17 protein-coding genes are annotated in these 20,821 nt (G+C 72.5%); 5 read left to right on the top strand and 12 right to left on the bottom strand.

What is annotated here, in order from left to right; genetic code table 11:
• Positions 1-33: 33 nt before the first annotated feature.
• Positions 34-2,604: a nitrite reductase large subunit NirB gene (nirB, locus tag Bra3105_RS11825; protein ID WP_228356899.1), complete on the bottom strand. Its 2,571-nt coding sequence runs from the start codon at positions 2,602-2,604 to the stop codon at positions 34-36.
• Positions 2,601-3,590, bottom strand: coding sequence for a formate/nitrite transporter family protein (locus tag Bra3105_RS11820; protein ID WP_228359655.1), 990 nt, complete (start codon positions 3,588-3,590; stop codon positions 2,601-2,603). The genes nirB and Bra3105_RS11820 overlap by 4 nt, the downstream gene beginning before the upstream one ends.
• 285 nt (positions 3,591-3,875) lie before the next feature.
• Here Bra3105_RS11820 and recQ point away from each other — a divergent pair, with 285 nt between their 5' ends.
• Positions 3,876-5,897: a DNA helicase RecQ gene (gene recQ / locus Bra3105_RS11815; protein ID WP_228356898.1), complete on the top strand. Its 2,022-nt coding sequence runs from the start codon at positions 3,876-3,878 to the stop codon at positions 5,895-5,897.
• Positions 5,898-5,925: 28 nt separating this feature from the next.
• Here the strand turns inward: recQ and Bra3105_RS11810 are convergent, their stop codons facing one another.
• The 6 genes from Bra3105_RS11810 to Bra3105_RS11785 form a co-directional block, all read right to left on the bottom strand.
• Complete coding sequence (locus Bra3105_RS11810; protein WP_228356897.1) at positions 5,926-6,933, bottom strand: ABC transporter substrate-binding protein; 1,008 nt, start codon at positions 6,931-6,933, stop codon at positions 5,926-5,928.
• 101 nt (positions 6,934-7,034) lie between these two features.
• A complete protein-coding gene (locus Bra3105_RS11805; RefSeq protein ID WP_228356895.1) occupies positions 7,035-7,880 on the bottom strand; it encodes an AraC family transcriptional regulator in 846 nt (281 codons plus the stop codon).
• Complete coding sequence (locus Bra3105_RS11800; RefSeq protein WP_228356894.1) at positions 7,877-8,857, bottom strand: universal stress protein; 981 nt, start codon at positions 8,855-8,857, stop codon at positions 7,877-7,879. The genes Bra3105_RS11805 and Bra3105_RS11800 overlap by 4 nt, the downstream gene beginning before the upstream one ends.
• Before the next feature lie 149 nt (positions 8,858-9,006).
• Positions 9,007-10,434 carry an RNA polymerase sigma factor gene (locus Bra3105_RS11795; RefSeq protein ID WP_228356893.1) on the bottom strand — a complete coding sequence of 476 codons (1,428 nt, stop codon included), beginning with the start codon at positions 10,432-10,434 and terminating at the stop codon, positions 9,007-9,009.
• Between the two features lie 13 nt (positions 10,435-10,447).
• Positions 10,448-10,819: a YciI family protein gene (locus Bra3105_RS11790; protein ID WP_228356891.1), complete on the bottom strand. Its 372-nt coding sequence runs from the start codon at positions 10,817-10,819 to the stop codon at positions 10,448-10,450.
• Positions 10,820-10,938: 119 nt separating this feature from the next.
• Positions 10,939-12,072, bottom strand: a complete 1,134-nt coding sequence (locus Bra3105_RS11785; protein ID WP_228356890.1) for a metallophosphoesterase family protein — start codon at positions 12,070-12,072, stop codon at positions 10,939-10,941.
• A 183-nt stretch (positions 12,073-12,255) separates the two neighbouring features.
• Here Bra3105_RS11785 and Bra3105_RS11780 point away from each other — a divergent pair, with 183 nt between their 5' ends.
• The 3 genes from Bra3105_RS11780 to Bra3105_RS11770 all read left to right on the top strand — a co-directional run bounded on the left by Bra3105_RS11780 (position 12,256) and on the right by Bra3105_RS11770 (position 14,635).
• Positions 12,256-12,996: a sulfite exporter TauE/SafE family protein gene (locus tag Bra3105_RS11780; RefSeq protein ID WP_228356889.1), complete on the top strand. Its 741-nt coding sequence runs from the start codon at positions 12,256-12,258 to the stop codon at positions 12,994-12,996.
• Between the two features lie 49 nt (positions 12,997-13,045).
• The gene (locus tag Bra3105_RS11775) at positions 13,046-13,816 is read left to right on the top strand and encodes a MerR family transcriptional regulator (RefSeq protein ID WP_228356888.1); all 771 of its coding nucleotides are present in this window, start codon (positions 13,046-13,048) and stop codon (positions 13,814-13,816) included.
• A gap of 81 nt (positions 13,817-13,897) precedes the next feature.
• Entirely contained in the window at positions 13,898-14,635 is a 738-nt protein-coding gene (locus Bra3105_RS11770; RefSeq protein WP_228356887.1) for a CPBP family intramembrane glutamic endopeptidase, read from the top strand.
• 36 nt (positions 14,636-14,671) lie between these two features.
• Here the strand turns inward: Bra3105_RS11770 and Bra3105_RS11765 are convergent, their stop codons facing one another.
• From Bra3105_RS11765 to Bra3105_RS11755, 3 genes are all read right to left on the bottom strand, one after another.
• Positions 14,672-15,964, bottom strand: coding sequence for a heparan-alpha-glucosaminide N-acetyltransferase domain-containing protein (locus Bra3105_RS11765; RefSeq protein WP_228356885.1), 1,293 nt, complete (start codon positions 15,962-15,964; stop codon positions 14,672-14,674).
• Positions 15,965-16,085: 121 nt separating this feature from the next.
• Positions 16,086-16,997: an endo alpha-1,4 polygalactosaminidase gene (locus tag Bra3105_RS11760; protein WP_228356884.1), complete on the bottom strand. Its 912-nt coding sequence runs from the start codon at positions 16,995-16,997 to the stop codon at positions 16,086-16,088.
• Between the two features lie 103 nt (positions 16,998-17,100).
• Positions 17,101-17,628 (bottom strand): Dps family protein, encoded by a 528-nt coding sequence (locus Bra3105_RS11755; protein WP_228356883.1) that lies wholly within the window; start codon positions 17,626-17,628, stop codon positions 17,101-17,103.
• Positions 17,629-17,825: 197 nt separating this feature from the next.
• Here Bra3105_RS11755 and Bra3105_RS11750 point away from each other — a divergent pair, with 197 nt between their 5' ends.
• On the top strand, positions 17,826-19,313 hold the full coding sequence (locus Bra3105_RS11750; RefSeq protein ID WP_228356880.1) for a sulfatase-like hydrolase/transferase: 1,488 nt from the start codon (positions 17,826-17,828) through the stop codon (positions 19,311-19,313).
• Positions 19,314-19,333: 20 nt separating this feature from the next.
• Here the strand turns inward: Bra3105_RS11750 and melA are convergent, their stop codons facing one another.
• The gene (gene melA, locus Bra3105_RS11745) at positions 19,334-20,749 is read right to left on the bottom strand and encodes an alpha-galactosidase (RefSeq protein ID WP_228356877.1); all 1,416 of its coding nucleotides are present in this window, start codon (positions 20,747-20,749) and stop codon (positions 19,334-19,336) included.
• Positions 20,750-20,821: the final 72 nt, after the last annotated feature.

Raw genomic sequence — 20,821 nt, 5'->3', positions numbered from 1 at the left:
GAGAGGCTCGGGAGATCGGAAGGGTCTGCGCGGTCATCGTCGTACCTCCAGGGTCGTGCCGGCGATCAGGACGTTCCCCTCGACCCGCTCCTCAGGGCGGGCCGGTCGCCGCTGCCCTCGCTCGGGCACGTAGGCGAGGTCGGGGTCTGCGGTGGTGGGGGCGTTGACGAAGGAGCGGAAGCGGGCGAGCTTCGCAGGGTCGGCGAGGGTCGCCGACCATTCGTCCTCGTAGTCCTCGACATGCGCGTCCATGGCGGCGTCGAGATCCGCGCAGATGCCCAGCGAGTCGTCGAGGACGACGGCGCGCAGCCCGTCGATGCCGCCCTCGAGCGCCTCGAGCCAGGGGGCCGTGCGCTGCAGCTTGTCCGCGGTGCGGATGTAGTACATGAAGAAGCGGTCGATGGTCCGCACGAGCGCATCGTCGTCCAGGCCCTCGGCGAGCAGCTGCGCGTGGCGCGGCGCGGCACCGCCGTTGCCGCCCACGTACAGGTTCCAGCCCTGGGCGGTGGCGATGATGCCGGCGTCCTTCGCACGGGCCTCCGCGCACTCGCGGGCGCAGCCGGAGACGCCCAGCTTGAGCTTGTGCGGCGCGCGCAGCCCTCGGTAGCGCAGCTCGAGGCGCACCGCCATCGCGGTCGAGTCCAGCACCCCGTAGCGGCACCAGGCGGAGCCCACGCAGGACTTCGCGGTGCGCAGCGACTTGCCGTAGGCGTGGCCGGACTCGAAGCCCGCGTCGACCAGGCGCTGCCAGATAAGGGGGAGCTCCTCCATCCGCGCCCCGAACATGTCGATGCGCTGGCCGCCCGTGATCTTGGTGTACAGCCCGAAGTCGCGTGCGACCTCGCCGACGACGATGAGTCCCTCGGGGGTGACCTCGCCGCCGGGCATGCGCGGCACCACCGAGTAGGTGCCGTCCTTCTGCAGGTTCGCCATCAGGTGGTCGTTGGTGTCCTGCAGGGAGGCGTTCTCGCCCTCGAGCACGTGGCTGCGCACGAGCACAGCGAGGATGCTCGCGATCACGGGCTTGCAGGTGTCGCATCCGCGTCCGGTGCCGAAGCGCTCGATGATCGCGCTGAACGTGGTGAGCCCGGTGACGCGCACGGCGTCGAACAGCTGGCGGCGCGACATCTCGAAGTGCTCGCACAGGCCTGTGGAGACGCTGCGACCCATCGCGCGCAGCTCGGCGCCCACGAGCCCCTTGATCGCCACCACACAGGATCCGCAGGTGGTGCCGGCCTTCGTGCAGGCCTTGACGTCGGCGACGTCGGTGCACCCCTCCTCCCGCACGGCGTGGCGGATGGTCCCCGCGGTGATCGAGGAGCACGAGCAGACCACGGCCTCGTCGGGCAGCTCAGCGGTGGGGGCGGCCGTGCCGCCCGCGGACAGCAGATACGCGGCGGGGTCCGCGCCGAGCGGTCCGCCCACCAGCGGGCGCAGCGACCCGTAGGCCGAGGCGTCCCCGACGAGGATCCCTCCCAGCAGGGTCTGCGCGTCGTCGGAGAGGACGAGCTTCTTGTGGACGCCGGCGACAGGATCGGTGAACACCACGTCGAGAGCCCCCGGGGTCTCCGCGAAGGCGTCGCCGAAGCTCGCGACGTCCACGCCCGCGAGCTTGAGCTTCGTGGAGGCGTCGAAGCCGGGGAAGGCGGAGTCCCCGCCCAGCAGTCGATCAGCCGCGACCTCGGCCATCGCATATCCAGGGGCGACGAGCCCCACGCACGATCCCTCGAAGGAGGCCGCCTCGCCGATCGCGAGGACGGCCGGATCGGAGGTCGCGCAGCCCGAGTCGATGACGACGCCGCCGCGGTCGTGGCAGGTCAGACCGGCCGCTCGAGCGATCTCGTCGCGCGGCCGCACGCCGACGGCGAACACGACGACGTCGGCGGGGAGGGAGGTGCCGTCGGCCAGGCGCACGCCGGTGACCGATGCGTCGGCGCCGGCGCCCGTGCTGATCTCGGCGGAGCGAGCGGAGGTGAGCACGCGGATGTCGCGCTGGGCGATGAGCCGGCCCAGAATCCCGCCCGCGGGCAGGTCGAGCTGGGCCGACATCAGGCGGTCGCCGGACTGGACCACGGTGACCTCGGCGCCCATGCCCTGCAGGGCCCCGGCGGCTTCGAGGCCCAGCAGTCCGCCGCCGATGACGACGCCGCGCACGGGCCGCTCGCCCGTGCCCTCCGCGCACACCCTCACGTGCTCGCGCAGCCCCTCGACGTCCTCGAGGGTGCGGTAGACGAAGCAGCCCGGCGCGTCGGCCCCGGGGATCGCCGGTCTGGAGGCGCGCGAGCCGGTGGCGAGCACGAGACGGTCGTAGCCGTGGACCTCGCCGGAGGCGGTGGCGACGGTGCGCGACCGGCGATCGATCTCCGTCACCGGGTCGCCGGTGTGGAGGTCGACGCGGGGGTCCGCGAAGATCGTCGTGGGCAGGGCGAGGTCCTCGGCGCTCTCGCCGTCGACGAAGCGGGTGAGGCCGACGCGGTCGTAGGGGCCGTGCGGCTCGTCCCCGAGGACGGTGATCGAGAGCCGCTCCTCGGCGCGGGTGACGAGACCGTCGACGAGCCGATGGGCCGCCATCCCCGCGCCGACGACGACGATGCGCGGGCTCATCGGGCGGCGCTCGCCGCGACGGCACCGGCGGGTCGTGCGGCACCGGGCGCGCTCATCGCGGGGGCGCCGGCGGCCGGGGAGTCGGCCGCGAGCGCCTCCGCCGCCGCGCCCTCCTCCGCCTCGTCGGCCGTGGCGGTTCCGCCGACCGGGCGGCGAGTGCGATGGGCGAAGTAGAGCGGGAGGCCCACGAAGACGAGACCGCCCACGAGGTTCCCGAGAACCGTCGGGATCTCGTTCCAGATCAGGTAGTCGCCGATCGTGAAGTCCGCACCGAGCAGCAGGCCCGAGGGGAACAGGAACATGTTCACGACCGAATGCTCGAAGCCCATGTAGAAGAAGAGCATCACGGGCATCCACATGCCCACGATCTTGGCAAGCATCGAGTCGGACATGAACGCGGCGACCACGCCTGTGGAGACCATCCAGTTGCACAGCATCCCGCGCACGAACAGCGTGAGCATCCCCGCGCCGCCGTGCTCGGCGTAGCCGACGGTGCGGCTGTGCCCGATCTCCCGGATCGCCTGTCCCACGTCGCTCGGGACCGAGGAGAACCCGTAGGTGAAGTAGACGGCCATCAGGAGGGCGACGGCGAAGGCGCCCGCGAAGTTGCCGAGGAACACGAGTCCCCAGGTGCGCAGCATCCGGGTCGGCGCGGCCCCTGGTCGGCGCGCGATGAGCGCCAGCGGCAGCAGCGTGAAGACGCCTGTGAGCAGGTCGTACCCCAGCAGATAGAGCAGGATGAAGCCGACGGGGAAGAGCATGGCTCCCAGCAGCGGCTGGCCGGTCTGGGTGGACACGGTGACGGCGAAGGCGGCGCCGAGGGTGAGGATCGCGCCTCCCATCACCGCTCGCAGCACGGTCTCCCGCGTCGAATAGTGCATCTTGGCGGCGCCGGCCGCGGTCAGCCGGTCCACCAGGACGGAGGGCGATACGTACGAGGCGGCGGTTGCGGATCCGGCGGATCCGCCGGGCGGGGCGGAGATCATCGGGGACGCAGCGGTCTGCGACACGGAGGACATGGCGGCTCCTGGGGCACGAGAGGGGCGGTGCGTGTCCCGAGCGCCTGCATCGGGGAGGGCCCCATGCTCCGGTGATCCCGACACCCGGCGAAAGCCGAGGCGGCGTCCGTGACCTTCTCGTGACCGTTCGTCTCAGCGGCGCATCGCAGAGGCACGCTCGCCCCGCGGGTCCCGCCCGCCCCCGCAGCATCCCATCCACAACCCGCCGCCCACCGGCCCGACGGGTCGGTGCTCGCGCATAGGCTGGAACGCATGCATGACGCCCCCGCCGACGCGCCCGCTCCGACCGACCCGCAGGCCCCGTCGGCACGGGCCGATCGGTCGGAACCGTCGGCCCCGTCGCCACCGTCGACCCCGTCGGAACCGTCGGCCCCCGGTCCCGAGCTCGACCCGGCCGCACAGGACGAGCAGGCCCCCTCGGCCCTGACCCCGACCCCCGCCGGCGACCCGCGCGCCCTCGAGGTGCTCTCGACCGTCTTCGGCTATGACTCCTTCCGGGGCGAGCAGGCGCAGATCATCGATCAGGTGATCGGCGGCGGCGACGCGGTCGTGCTCATGCCCACCGGCGGCGGCAAGTCGCTGTGCTACCAGATCCCGTCGCTGGTCAGGACCGGCACCGGCATCGTGATCTCCCCGCTGATCGCGCTGATGGCTGACCAGGTCGCGGCGCTCGAGCTGAGCGGCATCCGCGCCGCCTACCTCAACTCCACGCTCGAGATGCACGAGGCGCAGGCCGTCGAGCGGCAGCTCCTCGCGGGCGAGCTCGACCTGCTGTACATGGCGCCCGAGCGCCTGGTGCTGCCCCGCACCCTTCAGCTGCTGCAGCGCGCCGAGCCCGCCCTGTTCGCGATCGACGAGGCCCACTGCGTGGCCCAGTGGGGGCACGACTTCCGGCCCGACTACCTGGGCCTCTCGATGCTCGCCGAGACCTTCCCTGACGTCCCCCGGATCGCCCTCACGGCGACGGCGACCCGTGAGACCCACCGTGAGATCACCGAGAACCTGCGGATGCAGGATGCGGCGCACTTCGTCTCGAGCTTCGACCGGCCCAACATCCAGTACCGCATCGACCCCAAGGCGTCCCCGCGCGAGCAGCTGCTGCGGCTGATCCGCAGCGAGCACCCGGGCGAGGCGGGGATCGTCTACTGCCTCTCGCGCAAGGGCGTCGAGCAGACCGCGGCCTGGCTCGCCGAGCGCGGCGTCGCCGCCCTGCCGTACCACGCGGGCCTCGACGCGGCCGTGCGCCACGAGCACCAGGAGCGCTTCCTGCGCGAGGACGGCCTGGTCATCGTCGCGACCATCGCCTTCGGCATGGGGATCGACAAGCCCGACGTCCGCTTCGTCGCCCACCTGGACCTGCCCAAGTCCATCGAGGGCTACTACCAGGAGACGGGCCGCGCGGGCCGCGACGGGCAGCCCTCGACCGCGTGGATGGCCTACGGCCTGGGCGATCTCGTCAGCCAGCGCCGCTTCATCGACACGGGCGAGGGATCCGAGCCCTTCAAGCGCAACGCCCGCGCGCACCTGGACGCGATGCTCGCCCTCTGCGAGACGGTCACCTGCCGCCGCGTGCAGCTGCTGCACTACTTCGGCCAGGAGTCGGATCCGTGCGGCAACTGCGACGTGTGCCTGAACCCGCCCAGCACCTGGGACGCGACCGTGCCCGCGCAGAAGCTGCTCTCGGCGCTGATCCGTCTGGACCGCGAGCGCGGCCAGCAGTTCGGCTCCGGGCAGGTCATCGACGTGCTGCGCGGCAAGGACAACGACCGCTCCGCCCAGTCACGCCATCAGGAGCTCTCCGTGTGGGGCATCGGCGAGGACCTCTCCGAGCGCGAGTGGCGCACCGTGCTGCGCCAGCTGCTCGCCCGCCGCATCGTCGAGGCGGTCGGCGAATACGGGGTGCTCGTCCCCGGCGAGCACGCGGGCCCGGTGCTGCGCGGCGAGGTCACCGTGGAGCTGGCCGTGGACCGCTCCCCCGCGAAGGCTCCGCGGTCGCGGGGTGCGGGGCGCGGCGGCGGGGGCGGGGCGCCGCGCGCGGCCGCCTCCCTCGAGCCGGCGCAGCAGGAGATCTTCGAGCGTCTGCGTGCCTGGCGCACCTCGGTCGCCAAGGAGAAGCAGATCGCCCCCTACATGGTCTTCTCCGACTCCACCCTGGTGGGGATCATCGAACTGCGGCCGACGAGCGTCGAGCAGCTCGGCGGCGTCAGCGGCGTCGGCGCGAGGAAGCTCGCCGAGTACGGCGAGGACGTGCTCGAGGTGCTCGAGGGGAGCTGATCTCCCGGGGGCGGGTCCACCCGTGCATTCAGCCCTGGGTGATCCCGTCGACGAAGGCGTCGATGGCCTGCTCGTTCGAGCGGGGCCCGCCGGCGCCCCAGATGCGCGGCGGGAAGGCGTGCGCGTGCCCCGCCTTCACGGCGGGCAGGGAGCTCCAGATGTCGTTCTTCTGCATCTCGTCGATGTAGCTGCCCTCGCCGGTGCCGTAGGCCTCCTCGAGGTCGTCGTCCCAGGCGGGCGTGAGGCCCAGCTCTTTGCCGAGCTCGGTGAACAGGGCGCCGTCGGTGTACGGGCGGATGGTGAGGTTGCCGCCCTCGACCCAGCCGTCGAAGAACAGGAACTCCTTCGTCTCCAGGTCCGCGTCCTGGACCTCCTTCTTGGCCGCCGCGAGGTGGTCGTCGAACTCTCCGAGCACGGCATCCGCGCGCTCGGAGCGCCCGGTGGCCTCGCCGATCATGGAGAACACGCCCTTCATGTTGCCGATCGGGTCGTCGGGGTCCGCGCCCAGGTTCGCGAGCACGGGCACGCCGGTCTTCTCGAGCTGGCCGATGATCTCGTCGTCCTTGCTGAAGGCCTCGACCACGACGAGGTCGGGGTCGAGCGAGAGCACCGTGTCCAGGTCGGGTTCGCCGCGGGTGCCGACGTCCTCGACGCCCTCGGGGAGGGTCTCGGCGCTGTCCCAGGTGCGGAAGCCGTCGGGCTCGGAGACGCCGACGGGCTGCACGCACAGGCTCAGCGAGTCCTCGACCTGCTGCCATTCGAGGACGACGACGCGCTGCGCGGGCTTCTCGAGCTCGACCGTGCGGCCGACGCCGTCGGTGATCGAGACCGGGTCTTCCGAGGTGGCCGTCGTGTCCTGCGCACAGTCCTTCGAGATCGCCGCCGCGGCGCCGCCGTCGGACGCCGCGGAGTCGGCCGACGAGGAGGAGACGTCGGTCGTGCCGCAGGCGCCCAGGGCCAGGGTGAGGGCCCCGGCGGCGAGCGCGGAGGCGGCTGCGGCGAGGCGGCGCGGGTGGGCACGGAGGGAGGAGGACATCGAGGGCCTTTCGGGGAGCGCGGGATCCTGGGCTCCGGAAGCGCCCGAGGTGAGGGCAGCGGTGCCGCGATCAGATTAGGTGACCCTCACCGAGTCCGCAATCACGACCTCGAGACGTCTGATCGGGGTTTTCGGACACCTGTCGCGAGGTGCGCGCCGGGCGTGCGCCCGGTGACGCGGTGGAAGGCGTCGATGAAGGTGCTGGGCTGGGAGTAGCCCAGGATCCGCGAGACCTCCTGCACCTCACGGCCCTCGCCGAGCAGGCGCAGCGCGTGATGGATGCGCAGCATCTGCCGCCACCGCGCGAAGGACAGCCCGGTCGCGGCGCGGAACGCACGGCTGACGGTGCGCGTGCTCAGCCCCGCCTCGCGGGACCAGGCGGGCAGGTCCCGCGGGTCGGCGGGATCGGCGAGCAGGGCTCGCGCGATCGGATCGATGCGCGGATCGCCCGGCAGGCGCAGGTCGAGGGCGGGTGCCGACGGCTCGAGGACGTCCAGGACCACGGCCTCCGCACGCGCCCGCGCGGCGGGGACAAGGTCGCGGCGGGTCAGATGCAGCAGGAGGGACTCGAGCAGCGGCGTCATCACCAGGGTCGTCGCCGCGTCGAGCGGCTCCGGCAGGGCGGCGGGCGCGAAGAACGCGTCGCACAGCTCGACGTCGGCCGTGAGCCGGCCCGCATGCTCGACCCCGGCGGGGATCCACAGGCCCTGGCCCTCGGGCACGGTCACCAGCAGGTCGTCGACGCGTGCGGTCATCGTCCCGCCGCGCACCCACACCAGCTCGTGCAGCGGATGGGTGTGGGCGGGATACTCGGAGGGCGCGCCGGACGGATGCGACTCGGCGTGGATCGTGAACGCCGCGGGGGCGTCCTCGGGCAGTGGGGCGACGTCGTAGGTGACGGTGCCGGACTCGCGCGTCCAGGCGCCGAGGCTCGCGAGAGCGCTCACCCCTGGGCCGCGCGGGTCGGGACCACCATGACCGGTCCGCCGGCGCCGTGCAGCACGCCGCGGGAGACCGAGCCCAGCAGAGCGCTCTTCACCGTGCCCCGCCCGCGCGTGCCGAGCACTGTGAGAGGGGCGACGCGGCTCTGCTCGGCCAGCAGCTCGATGCTGTTGCCGATCTCGACGACGACCTCGATCTCGAGGTCGGGGTGCTCCGCGCGCAGCGGGGCGATGCGGTCCTCGACCATGCCCTCGAGCTCGACGCGGCGCTCCTCCACGGACACGTGGTCGTCCGTGTAGGTGGGGTACCAGTAGGTCCACTCGTCCAGCAGCGGCATCGCGACGAACACCCGCAGGGGCGTGCCGAGCCTCTCGGCCTGACGGGCGGCGACGCGCAGCACGAGGCCGCTCTGCTCCGATCCGTCGACCCCGGCGACCACGGGGCCGCGGCCGGCTGCTGGGGCGCTGCCGGCTGCTGGGGCGCTGTCGGTGACAGGGTCGCTGTCGGATTCCCGGTCAGCCGTCTCGCGGCGGGGCACGACGACCGTGGGGCAGCGGGAGTGGGCGGGCAGCCCGGAGGCGACCGAGCCGAGCACGCGCCCGGCGAAGCCTCCGCGTCCGCGCGAGCCCACGACCACGAGCTGCGCCGCGCCGGAGGCGTCCACGAGCACCCCGGTCGCGTCGCCCTTGGCGGAGCGGAAGGTGAGCGGGCCGGGGTGGTCCTTCACGATCTCGGCCGCCTCCTCGAGGGTCTCCCGGGCGGCCGCCTTCCCGGCGTCGTCGGCCTCGTGCGGCATCGAGGCGAGGTTCGCGTAGAAGGCGCCCGGAGCGGCGTAGGCGGTGACGACGGTGAGCCCGCTGCCGCGCCGTCGCGCCTCCTCGGCGGCGAAGCGCAGGGCGGATCGGGCCTGCTCGGACCCGTCGAAGCCGACGAGGACCTCCAGGTCGCGGTCTGCGGAGTCGAAGGGGATCTGGTCGTCCATGACTGACCTCCCGGCGAGAGTGACCAGCGGTTCCGTGCCCCTCAGGCTAGCAAGCTGGGCGTGGGAGCGGGAGGGGCGGGCGTCGCGGGCGGCGGGCCGGCGCCCCGGGCCGGGCCGGGGCCGCACGGGCAGGCGCCGCTGCCGACCGGTCACCCCAGGGGATCGGGACCCGGCGAGCGCAGTGCCCGCTCCTCCAGGAGCTCGTCCTCGCCCGCACGGCCCGGCAGTGCGAGCGCCGCGCGGAACTCCGCCGCGGCCGAGCGGCTGTCGCCCATGCGCTCGAGCAGGTCTCCGCGGATCACGTGGAAGGGCCGGTGCCCCTCGAGGTCCGCCGCCAGGCCCTCGAGCTGTGCGAGGGCCGTCCCTGGTCCCGCCGTCTCGGTGAGCGCCACCGCCCGGCCCAGCCGCACGATCGCCGTGGGCCAATGGACGAGCAGCGCATCGTAGAGCTCGACGACCTCGTCCCAGTCGACGTGCTCGTGGCGCTCCGGCAGCGCGACGGCGCAGGCGATCGCGCCCTGGATCAGATAGGGGCCGCGCCCACCCCGGGATAGTCCGTCGATGACCAGGGCGTCCGCCCGCTGCAGAAGGGGGCGGTCCCAGCGGTGCCTGTCCTGCTCGGCGAGGGCGACGGGCCGGCCCACCGCGTCCGTGCGCGTGCTCGCACGGGCTCGGAGGGCGAGCGCCTGCGCGAGCAGACCGAGCGGCTCGGTCTGGCCGGGGAGCAGCCGCACGAGCGTCTCGAGCATGCGCACGGCGGCATCGACCACGCTCTGCGCGCCTCCGTCCCCTCCGCGTTTCGAGCGCACGCCGCGACCGGGGCGGGCATCGGCGTCCATCGTCGTCAACAGCACGGAGAGCACGTCGAGCACGTCGCCGACCCGTCCGTCGAGCTCGTCGGCCCCGGGGACGCGGCAGGGTATCCGGCTCAGGCGGATGCGCTTCTTGGCACGTGTGAGGCGCGCGGCCATGGTGCTCTCGCCCACGAGGAACACGGCGGCGATGTCGGCCGTGGTCATGCCCCCGACCAGTCGCAGCGTGAGCGCGATACGGGACTCCGGGGCGAGCGCCGGATGCGCAGCGAGGAAGATGAGGCGCAGCTGCTCGTCGAGCACGATCGCGTGCTGCTCGTCCTCGATCTCGGCGGAGGGGGCCGCCTCCGACGGGGTCCCTTCTAACGAGGTCCCTTCCGACGGGGTCGCCCCTGAGCTCGCCGACGCGACCGTGCTCGCCGCGGGCGTGCCCGTCGTCTCGGTCGTCGCGGGCGTCCCGGTCGTCGCGGGCTCGTCCCACACCAGCACGGGGAGCTTGCGCCGCAGGGTCTCGCTGCGCCGCATCGCGTCCAGCGCCCGGCGGCGGGCGGCCGTCGCGAGCCAGCCGCCGGGATTGCGGGGGACGCCGTCGCTCGGCCAGGCGGCGATCGCCTGGGCGAAGGCCTCCTGCGTGCAGTCCTCGGCGAGGTCGAGATCGCGGGTGAGGGACAGGGTCGTGGTGAGCACCGATGCCCAGTGCTCGCGGTGGGCGGCCTCGACGCTCGCGAGCGCCGAGGCCGCCGCCCGTGTGCCCGACGAGCTCATCCGACGGCGTCCCTCACGCGTCGACGCCGCCGTGGACGCCGGGCCCCGCGTCGTCCGGCATCGGGCGCACCTCGACCCCGCCTCCGTGACGGATGATCGGGTTGCGACGGGCGACGGCGATCGCGGCGTCGAGATCCGGCACCTCGATGACGTAGAACCCCACGATGATCTCGTTGACCTCCACGAACGGTCCGTCGACGATGCTGTCCGCACGGATCGACGTGCTGGCGTCGGGGTCCTCGAGCGGGGATCCGAAGATCATCACCCCTTCGTCCACGAGCTCCCGCCCGTGCGCGTCGTGCTCCGCCATCAGGGCGGCGAGCCTCTCGGGGTCCGTCTCGCGCTGGTCGAGCGGGTGGTGCAGGAAGACTGTGTAGCGGGCCATCAGGAACCTCCTCGGTCATGAGCGGCGTCTCTCGCCATCCTCACCCTGTTGTCGAACGAGTGCCCGGAGATCGACAGCAGGGTTCGCCGTCGATCGTGCGCGACACGCCCCGGTCCCGTTCATGGGGCGAGTCCGTGCCCGCCCAGCGCGTCGGCCCCGGCACGCTCCATGGGGTCCAGCACCTCCTCGATCTCTGCGGATAGCGGCGCGGGCTCCCCCGGCTGCACCCCGGGCGTGAGATCGATGCCGTACTCGGAGGCGAGGCGCAGCTCGGTGCTCGCGAGCACCCCGTCGACCGCTTCGTCCAGGTGCAGCACACGTGCGCCGCGCAGCCGGTGCTCGTCCTGACCCTCGAGGCCGTACGCCCCGAAGCCGGTGCCGGGGCCGTAGCCCAGCAGGACCCCGTAGTAGTCGGCGACGTAGGTGTTCGTGTGGTCGTGGCCGACGAAGAGCCCTTTCACGTCGCCCCGCTCGAGCATCGCGGCGAACATCCCCGAGTTCACGGGCCCGGGGCTCTCCTCCTCGTTGCGCTCCCCCTCGATGCGATGGCGGAGCACCGCACGCTCGTGGTCGGCGTCGGTGCGCGAGTCGACGCTGCCGAACCAGGCGAAGCGGTGCTCCCACAGCGGGATGTGCTGGAAGACGACACCGGGCACGAGCGCGCCGTTCCAGCGCTCGAGCTCGGCGGAGCCCTCGAGGTACCAGCGGATCTGGTCGGGCCGCAGCCAGTCCCAGCCGGGATAGCCCTCGAAGTCCTGCGCGGCGCCGTCGCGGCCGACGATGCTCTCCGGGGCGTAGCGGCCCGAGTCCAGCAGCCAGATCGCGAAGGCGTCGCGGGTGCCGTCGGCCGAGCGCACGTGCAGCATCTGGTTGCCGGTGCCGGTGAGCGCCGGGTCGTCGGCCGCGTTGAGGTTGTGCGGCAGGGCTCGGGCCAAGGCCAGCAGGTCGCGCTCGCGCAGGCCGGTCGCGGCCGCCGAGTCCTCGTCGTGGTTGCCGAACGTGAGCACCCACGGGATGGAGCGCTCCTCCATGGGTCGGGCCACGTTGTGGAGCGCCCGCGCGACCTCGCGGGGAGTCGTGGGGCGGCCGTCGATGACGTCCCCGTTGAGGACGACGAGGTCGGGCCGGACGTCGTCGAGCACCGCCTCCTGGAGTGCTGTCGTGCGCCGGTCCGTGTGCGGCCCGTCCTGGGTGTCGTTGAACTGGACGATCGTGAACGTGCGGTCCTCACGAAAGCGCAGCGCTGCAGCCATGCCCCCATCCTTCCAGGCGCGAGTCTCCGAAGGGGGCGTGCACGCGGCCGCGCGAGACCCACAGGAACGAGCGAGACCCACGGAGGCGGACGAGCCGCTCAGGGACGGGCCGGACCGACGGGGCGGCCGTGCCCCCTCCGCCGCGGCCCTGCCCTTGCCGGCCCGCCCGATACCCTGAAGCGTGTGATCGGAACGGACGCCGCAGTGCTGCTAGGGCTCGCGGCGGCGACGTTCGTCGGGGCGCTCGCGCAGCGCTCGACGGGCATGGGCTTCGCGCTTCTCGCCTCGCCGTTCCTGGTCCTCGTACTGGGGCCGCTGCAGGGGATCCTCGTGGTCAACGTGTGCGGAGCGCTGTCCGCGCTGCTGAACCTCACCCAGGTGCGCAGGGACGTCGACCGGAAGCGGCTGCGGGTCCTCGCGCCGATGGGCGTGATCGGGGTGATCCCCGGTGCGATCGCCGTGGCCGTGCTGCCGGCGGCGTCCCTGATGATCGCGGTGAGCACGATCGTGCTGCTGGGGCTGCTGCTCACCCTCGCGATGCGCGGGCGCACTGTCCCTGACTCCCCTGCGCTCGGCGTCGCGGGTGGCCTGGCCTCAAGGTTCATGAACGTCACGGCCGGCGTGGGTGGGCCGGGCGTGGTGATCTATGCGCGCGCCACCGGCTGGGAGCACCGGGGCTTCGCGGCGACCGCGCAGGTGCAGTTCATGATCCTCAGCATCGTCTCGCTGGTGGCCAAGCGGGCGCTGACCACGCTCTCCGCCACCGGCTGGACCGTGCTGATCGCGGCGCTGCTGCTGGGCGTGATCGCGGGCGGCCGGGTCTCCCGGAGGGTCGACGGCGAGAGCGCCATGCGGATCGTGCTCGCGGTCGCGCTCGCGGGGGCGCTGATGGCGCTCGTGCGCGGAGTGCTGCTGCTGGTGTAAAGGCGGGGTCTAGGCTCGGAGTCCCTCGCGCCCCATCGATCGGACCCCCATGCCCTGGAGCACGCGCCAGCTCGCCGACCTCGCCGGCACCACCGTGAACACGGTGCGCCACTACCACCAGGCGGGCCTGCTGCCGGAGCCCGAGCGCCGCAGCAACGGCTACAAGCAGTACACGGTCCCCCACCTGGTGCGCCTGCTGCGGATCCGGCGGCTCGTCGACCTCGGCGTTCCGCTCGCGCGGATCGACAGCATCGATGACCCGGCGCAGGACGCCGGTGGGACCTCGGGAGACGGGGAGGTCGGGGACGACGGCGAGAGCTCCGTGTCCACGACCCTGCGCGAGCTCGACGAGGAGCTGCAGTCGCGGATCTCCCAGCTCGAGGAGGCGCGCACGCAGATCGCGGCGCTGCTCGCAGGCGGTGCGCCCGCCCACACCCCGCCGGGCTTCGAGTCGGTGAGCGCCGGCATGAGCGAGGCCGACCGATCGCTGATCCAGATCTACGCGGAGCTCTATCGGCCCGAGGCCCTGGCCGACGTGCGCTCGATGGTCGAGGCGTCCGACGAGACATCGCGACGCTTCGACGAGCTCCCGTCCGACGCCGACGAGGCCTCGCGGCAGCGGCTCGCGGAGGATCTGCTCCCCCGGCTGCAGGCCCAGGTCGAGGCGCACCCCTGGCTGCGCGATCCTGCCCCGCAGTACCAGAAGAGCAGGTCGGAGACGCGGAACGCACTGCGCGATGCGCTGCACGAGATCTACAACGACGCCCAGCTCGACGTCATCGCGCGCGTCGAGCGGCTCGCAGTCGACCAGACCCCTTGACCCTGTGGTGACCACACAGTCTTGTCTGGTCGTCCAGTCACCGACCGGTCCGCTCACCAGGGCCGCCGAAGGAGGACCACGATGACCGACCGACGCACCGCTCCCGCATCGACCGCTCCCCCGCCCGCCTCACCGACCACACGCCCAACGGCCCCGGGCTGGCCGGAGATCCTCGTGGGCCTCGTCGCCTACGTGATCTGCTTCGGACTCGTCTTCCTGCTGCTTCCGCTCGCGGGCGGCGGCGCACTGGGCGGGATCATCGGCCTGTTCGTCTCCGGCGTGATGGGGCTGGTCGCCTTCGGCGCCGCATGGGCGCTCCGCATCCGCTCGGCCGCGGCCTTCGGCTTCCGACGCGCGAGCGGCCGGCAGCTGCTCGCCGGGGCGGGGCTCGGCGTGCTCGCGGCGATCATCGGCAGCGCGCTCTCGGTCGCCTACGTGGTGCTCTCCGGCGACATGCAGTCCCCCCAGTCCAGCTACCAGGCGGCCTCGACGGGCGGGGCGCTCTCCCTGGTGCTCACGCTCGTGGGCGGATCGATCATCACGCCGATCGGCGAGGAGTCGCTGTTCCGCGGCGTGGTCGCGAACGCCCTGCTCTCGCGGTACGGGGCGTGGATCGGCGTGCTCGGCAGCGCGATCGTGTTCGCCCTGTTCCACGGCATCAACACGGTGCTGCCCTCGGCCTTCATGGTCGGCCTGTTCGCCGCGCTGCTGTTCCGACGCACGGGTTCGATCTGGCCGGGCGTGGTGCTGCACGGCACGAACAACCTGGTCAGCTCGCTGCTGCCGCTCGCGCTCGCGGGCATGGCTGCGGGGGCGTGAGGGACGTCGGACGGAGCCGCGCCGCGTGCGGCCGACTCACCCGTCGGCCCGGGCCCCGTCCCTGTCGCGCACCCGGCCCCCGGCCCGACCTGCGACCCTGCTGACCAGCGCCTCGAGCGGCCCGCGAGAGCCGCGCGCCGAGAGCACGAGGCCGATCAGCACGACGACGGCGAGATGCGCGAGCAGGATCCAGACGCCCGCGATGAACCACGGCGCGCTCTCGAAGGCGTCGGGGCCCGCGACGACGAGCGCGGCGATCATCGCGGCGCCGGTGAGCACCACGTGGATCGTGTAGATCGTGAGCGGCGCGGCGCCGGCCGCGCGGAGTGCCCGCGGCAGCGCGCCGGCGAGGTGTCGGGCCGGCGGGATCACGAGCATGAGCAGGGCGATCACGGCGACGGAGACGCCGGCCGTCGCGATGATGTCGGCGATCGAGCCGGTGTGCGGGGTCGCCAGGGCCTGCATCCAGAGGTCACCGCGGAGCGGTGCGCCGAAGCCGTGGAGGTCCAGGAGCATCTTGTCCTCGCCCTGCGCGAGCGCCCATGCCTTCACCGCGGCCGAGGTGCCATAGGCGAGCACCGCCGCGCCGACTCCGGCGCAGAGCACCGTGAGGGACCAGCGGCGCACGCTCCCCGCCTCGATCGCGCCCAGCAGGGACCGCATGAGGATGACGCCGATCAGCAGGTACGGCAGCCACGTGATCAGCGGATACATGCCGGTGAGCGCGAGTCCGCGCAGCAGCGTGACGGGCTCGAGCACGTTCAACGGGGTCACGTTGCCGATCTCCTGGACGATGCGGAGGTCCGAGCGGACGCTCGCGTTCAGCCAGCCGCCGACGGCGGTGAGGACGAGCGCGATGGCCGCCAGCACGCGGTTCGAGCACGGCAGCAGGGGCGCGGTGATCATCATGCCCAGGCCGAAGGGCACGAGGACGACCACCACCCACGTGGGCACGAAGCCGAGCAGCAGGCCGATCGCGAGGACGAGCGCCCCGCGGACCATGCCGCTGCGCACGGCCCCGGCGCGGTCCCCGGCGGCGAGCCGCTTCCGGGAGGCGAGCACGAGGCTGCAGCCGCCGATCACGGCGAACAGCGCCGCGGAGGTGCCCTCGGTGAGGACGCTCGCGATCCGGGCCGCAGCGTTCTGCCAGGGCGATCCCGCGGGCGCGGCGCCCAACGGCACCAGCAGGTGGGCGGTCATCATGCCGACGATCGCGACGAGCCGCGCGAGGTCGAGCGCCTCGAGGCGGGCGGAGCCGGCGGAGGGAGAGGGGCCGGTCACGGTGGCGACCGGCGCTGACCGGGGATGAGGGGAGGTGGTGGTGTGCATGCCCCCGAGACTCTCGTTCCCACCAGCGCGTTCGCGTCATGCTGGGGTCCCTGTGCACTGCCACCGTGCGACGATCTCCTCCTCAGTCCACGGTCTGACGCGCGCAGGGGGCAGAGCGGGTTCAGCAGGATTCGTAGCGATAGCCGTCGGCGCCCTGGGCGACGAGGTCGCGGTCCCTCAGGATCGTCAGTGGTGCGCGGTCCGGGAGGGTGCAGAGGTCGGCGAAGGTCATCCCGGCGTCCTCGAGGCTGTCGGGGTACTCGATCTCCAGGACGTGGGCACCGTAGACGCCCGTGTACGCGGCGCATTCGTCGTAGGCGCCGCATTCCTCGGTGACGGCGAAGTCGAAGCCGAGCTCTTCGTGCGCCGTCGCCGTGATCTCGGCGGCGTTCTTCTGGGCGATCGCGAGCCCGGACTCGTGCGCGAGGTCCACGTAAGCGGAGGCGAGGGCCATCGCGCCGTTCTCGTCGATCCGGTCGAACCGGTCGAAGGTGTCGAGGTTGTCGATCTCGACGGCGTCGTAGCCGTCCTCGGCGCAGCCCGTGATCACCGGGGCGAGGATCTCCAGGATGTCGTCGCGCTGCGTCGGGCCGGCCGGATCGAGGATGTACTCGTCGTCCCAGTCGGGGTCGGTGGCCAGGTCGCCGTGCGCGTCGTGCAGCAGCAGATCGGCGTGTCCCCTCCACATCGCGGCGTCGCCGGGCTGGGTCTGGAAGCCGTTGACGTAGCAGACGGAGTAGGCGCCCTCCAGGGGCTCGGCGGTCGCATCGCGCACGACCACGTCGATCGGGCTCGACGGCGTGTAGGCGCCGCCGAGCTGGTAGTCGAAGACCCCTCTGGTGGGAGGCAGCGCCGGGGTGGGCTCCCCCTCCGAGGAGGGGTGATCGGAGCGCGCCGCGGCAGGATCATCGGCCGATCCGCGCGAGACCGGCGACATCGACCTGCCGTCGGCCTCCGCGTCCTCTCCTGCGCAGGCCGCGGCCATCAGCAGCACCAGAGCCGCCGTCGCGGCGCCTCGCCTCGTCCGCCCCATCCGGCCTGCCCTCGTCTTCTCGGTACCGCAGCGCCTCTGTTCCGCAGCACCTGGGCTCAGCAGCCCGCACGGGTGCCCACGCGCCGCCCGTGCGGGTCGCGGCTCAGTTCGCCGGCGTGCGCGTCTCTGCGCTGATGAACCAGGCCTGCTGCTCGAGCTTCTCGATGATGCCGTGGAGGATGTCGGCAGAGGTCGGATCGGCCTCGTCGACTTCGTCATGGACGTAGCGCATGCTGCCGACGGTCGCCTCGATCGCCGAGGTCACGAGGTCGATCGCGTCGTGGGTGAGCACCTCGCCCTGGGGGAACTCGGGCAGGGAGTTCTGCTCGGCGACGACCGCGGGTCGACCGTCGGGCGTGGCGTGGAGTGCGCGCATCCGCTCGGCGATGTCGTCGGCGGCCTCCCGCGCGATGTCCACGACCTCGTCGAGGTTCAGGTGCAGGTCGCGGAAGTTCGGGCCCACGATGTTCCAGTGGGCCTGCTTGCCCACGAGGTGGAGGGCCGTGAGCTCCACGAGCACGCGCTGCAGATTCTTGGCCAGGGCGTCGGAGGCGAGGAAGCCTCCCTCGGCGTTCTCGGGCCGCGTGCGCTCGGCTCCGGCCGGGGTCGGGACGTCGACGGTCTCGTTCATCGTGCATCTCCTTCGTTCGATGGTGGACGCCTCCGACGCTACGCGGCGACCACATGGGGGACAAGGGGTCGCGAGCGGGCGCGGGATCGTGAAGGGGCACCGGCTTGACGCGGGGCCCACGGCCGACGCCGGTGCCGCCCCGTAGCATCTGCTGCGAGGCGCGGCGCCGATGCCGCCCCGGAAGGACTCCTCGGCCCATGCCCAGCGACCCGACCACATCCCCTGGCCGCCCGAACATCCTGATCCTGATGACGGACCAGCAGCGCACCGGCTTCACCGCCGGTGCGGGCGGCCCGGACTCGATGCCCCGCGTGGATGCGCTGCTCGAGGACGGCACGCGCTTCGAGCGGGCGTACACGAGCGCGCCCGCGTGCGTCCCGGCCCGCACGAGCCTGCTCACCGGCCGTTTCCCCTCGGCGCACCGGGTGCGCCAGAACTCCACGCCCCAGCACGCCGTCTATTCCTCGGACCTGCTGGACGTGCTGCGTGGGCGCGGCTATCGCCTGCACTTCGCGGGCAAGCCCCACATGCACGCACGCCCCGAGGACTTCGACGCCTACCACGGGCCGTTCATGCACGAGGGCGGCCCCGCGGACAGCGCCGAGCAGGAGGCCTTCGACGCCTGGCTGCACGAACTGGACCACTCGGTCGCCCACGAGCCGGCGCCCTTCGCACCGGAGGTGCAACTGCCCGTCCGGATCATCGACGGGGCCATGCGGGATCTCGATGCGATGACCGGCGAGGACCCGTTCCTGCTGTGGGTCTCGTTCCCCGAACCCCATAACCCCTACCAGGTGCCCGAGCCGTACTTCAGCATGTTCGACCCCGCCGAGGTCCCCGACCGGATGGTCGGTCCCGAGGTCCTGGACCGGATGGGGTGGAGGTTCCGCTGGCTGCATTCGCTGATCGAGGAGAAGCGCCCCGGCTTCGACGCCGAATGGAGACGGCTGCGGGCGAACTACCTGGGGATGCTGCGGCTCATCGACGACCAGATCGGCCGGCTGCTGGACCGTCTGGGGTCCGCCCTGGAGGAGACCGTCGTGATCGTGCTCAGCGACCACGGGGACCTCGTCGGCGAGTACGGCCTGCAGCGCAAGGGCGCAGGCCTGCCGGAGGCGCTGGTGCGCATCCCGCTGGGCGTCGCCGGCCCCGGCATCAGCTCCCAGCGACGAGCGGAGCCGGTCTCGATCGTGGACGTGCTTCCCACGCTCTGCGAGCTGGTCGGGGCTGCGTTCCCGCCGGGTGTGCAGGGCAGGTCCCTGCTCCCGCTGCTCAAGGGCGAGGAGGCGCCGGCCGAGGAGTTCTCCACGATGTACGCGGAGCACGGGTACGGGGGCGTCTCGTACGGGGAGGGCGACCGGCCGCCCCTGCACTTCCCCTACGAGGGGCGCTCCTTCGACGAGCTGAACTCCGTCACCCAGAGCGGCGAGATGCGGATGGTCGTGGACGGCCGGTACAAGCTGATCGCCGACGACCTCGGCACCTTCTCCCTCCACGACCTGCAGGAGGACCCCGCTGAGATCCACGACCTCATCGACGAGCCCGCGCTCGCCGAGGTCCGGGAGGGCCTGCTGCGACGGCTCGCGCTGTGGATGATGCGCGTGGCCGACGACCTCCCCGTCGGCGCCTACCGGCCCCGCGAGGCCCCGCACAACTGGCGGTGGGCGGGTCGCGACGTCACGTGATCCGCTGAGGCGGCGCGCCGTCAGCCCTCGGCGCCACCCGGCTGCGCCGAAGGGCGCAGCCCCTCCGGGAGCAGGTCGCGGTGCGCTTCGAGCAGCTCGGTCGTCATGGCGCGGGACTGCTCGAGCGTCAGCTGGGCCGACGTCAGGGGGTCGAGCGCCACGGCCTGGAACACGTTCTCGACGTCCCCCGTCAGCGCGGCGCGCACGGCGAGGGTCTGCACGTTGACGTTGGTGCGGTTCAGGGCCGCGAGCTGGGGCGGGAGGTCGCCGATCGCGGTCGGCTGCACCCCGCGGGCGTCGACGAGGCAGGGCACCTCGACGCAGGCGTCGGCCGGGAGGTTCGTGATCAGGGCGCCGCGGTTGGGCACGTTCCCGTGCACGACGCTAGGCGTTCCCGTGACCAGGGAGTTTACGATCTGTGCGCCGTACTCGACGCTCGGCGCGAGCTCGGCCTTCAACCGCTCGAGCTGGGCGTCGATGTCGCCCTGGTCGTCGTGCGCGGCGCAGATCTCGAAGTAGTCCCAGCGCTCGGGGATGTACTCCTTCGTGGTCTCCGGATCCTTGCGGAAGTAGGGCACGTACTCCGAGGCGTGGTGGCTCGACTCGGTCTGGAAGTACCCGAAGGTGTTCATGATCGAGGTGCGCACCTGTTCGTTGCCGCCCTCGTAGGTGCTGGCCGCCTCGGCCGCCTCGGAGTGGTCGCCGTCGTCCCCAGCGAGGTCGGCTGCGGCCCGGCCGGGCCGGTGCCGCTGCGCCATCACCTCGCGCAGCCGCGGGTAGAGGTCCTCCTGGCCGCGGAACAGCTCGAGCACCCACGCCTGGTGGTTGATGCCCGCGCAGCGGTAGGAGACCTCGTCGTAGGGGACCTCGAGGGTGCGGGCGAGCATCCGCGTGGTCCCCTGGACGCTGTGGCAGAGCCCCACGGTGCGCAGGCCCTGGGCATTGAGGTACGCGGTCGCCATGGCCATGGGGTTCGCGTAGTTGATGAAGGCGGCGTCGGGGCACACCTCGCGGGCGTCCGCCGCGATCTCGGCGTATGCGGAGACAGAGCGCAGGAAGCGGAACATCCCGCCGGGGCCGACGGTGTCGCCGACGGCCTGGTCGATGCCGTACTTCCGCGGGATCTCGACGTCGTGCCGGTAGGACGGGATCCCGCCCACCTGGAAGGTGATGACGACGACGTCGGCGCCCTCGAGGGCCGCGCGCCGGTCGGTCGTCTCCTCGACCCGCGTGGCGAAGCCGTGATGGGCCACGAGGTCGCGGGCGGCCTGGGCGACGGGGCCGAGCTTCTCGGGCCGCACGTCCATGAGGCACAGCGTCGCGTCGCGCAGGGCGGGGAAGCTGAGGATGTCGCCGATCAGACGGAACGGGAACACGTACCCGCCGGCGCCGATGATGGTGATCTTGGGGGATGCGACGAACGTCTTCGTGGTCATGGGCCCACGCTATGGACGCACCACGGGGGAGGTCTCGCGGGATCGTGCGCCGTTCTTCCAGGATCCTTCGAT

The organism is Brachybacterium halotolerans subsp. kimchii (genome assembly GCF_020792675.1).
Classification (GTDB): domain Bacteria; phylum Actinomycetota; class Actinomycetes; order Actinomycetales; family Dermabacteraceae; genus Brachybacterium; species Brachybacterium halotolerans.
The sequence above is the reverse complement of the archived record's forward strand: the minus strand, read 5'-3'. Positions and strand labels throughout refer to the sequence as shown.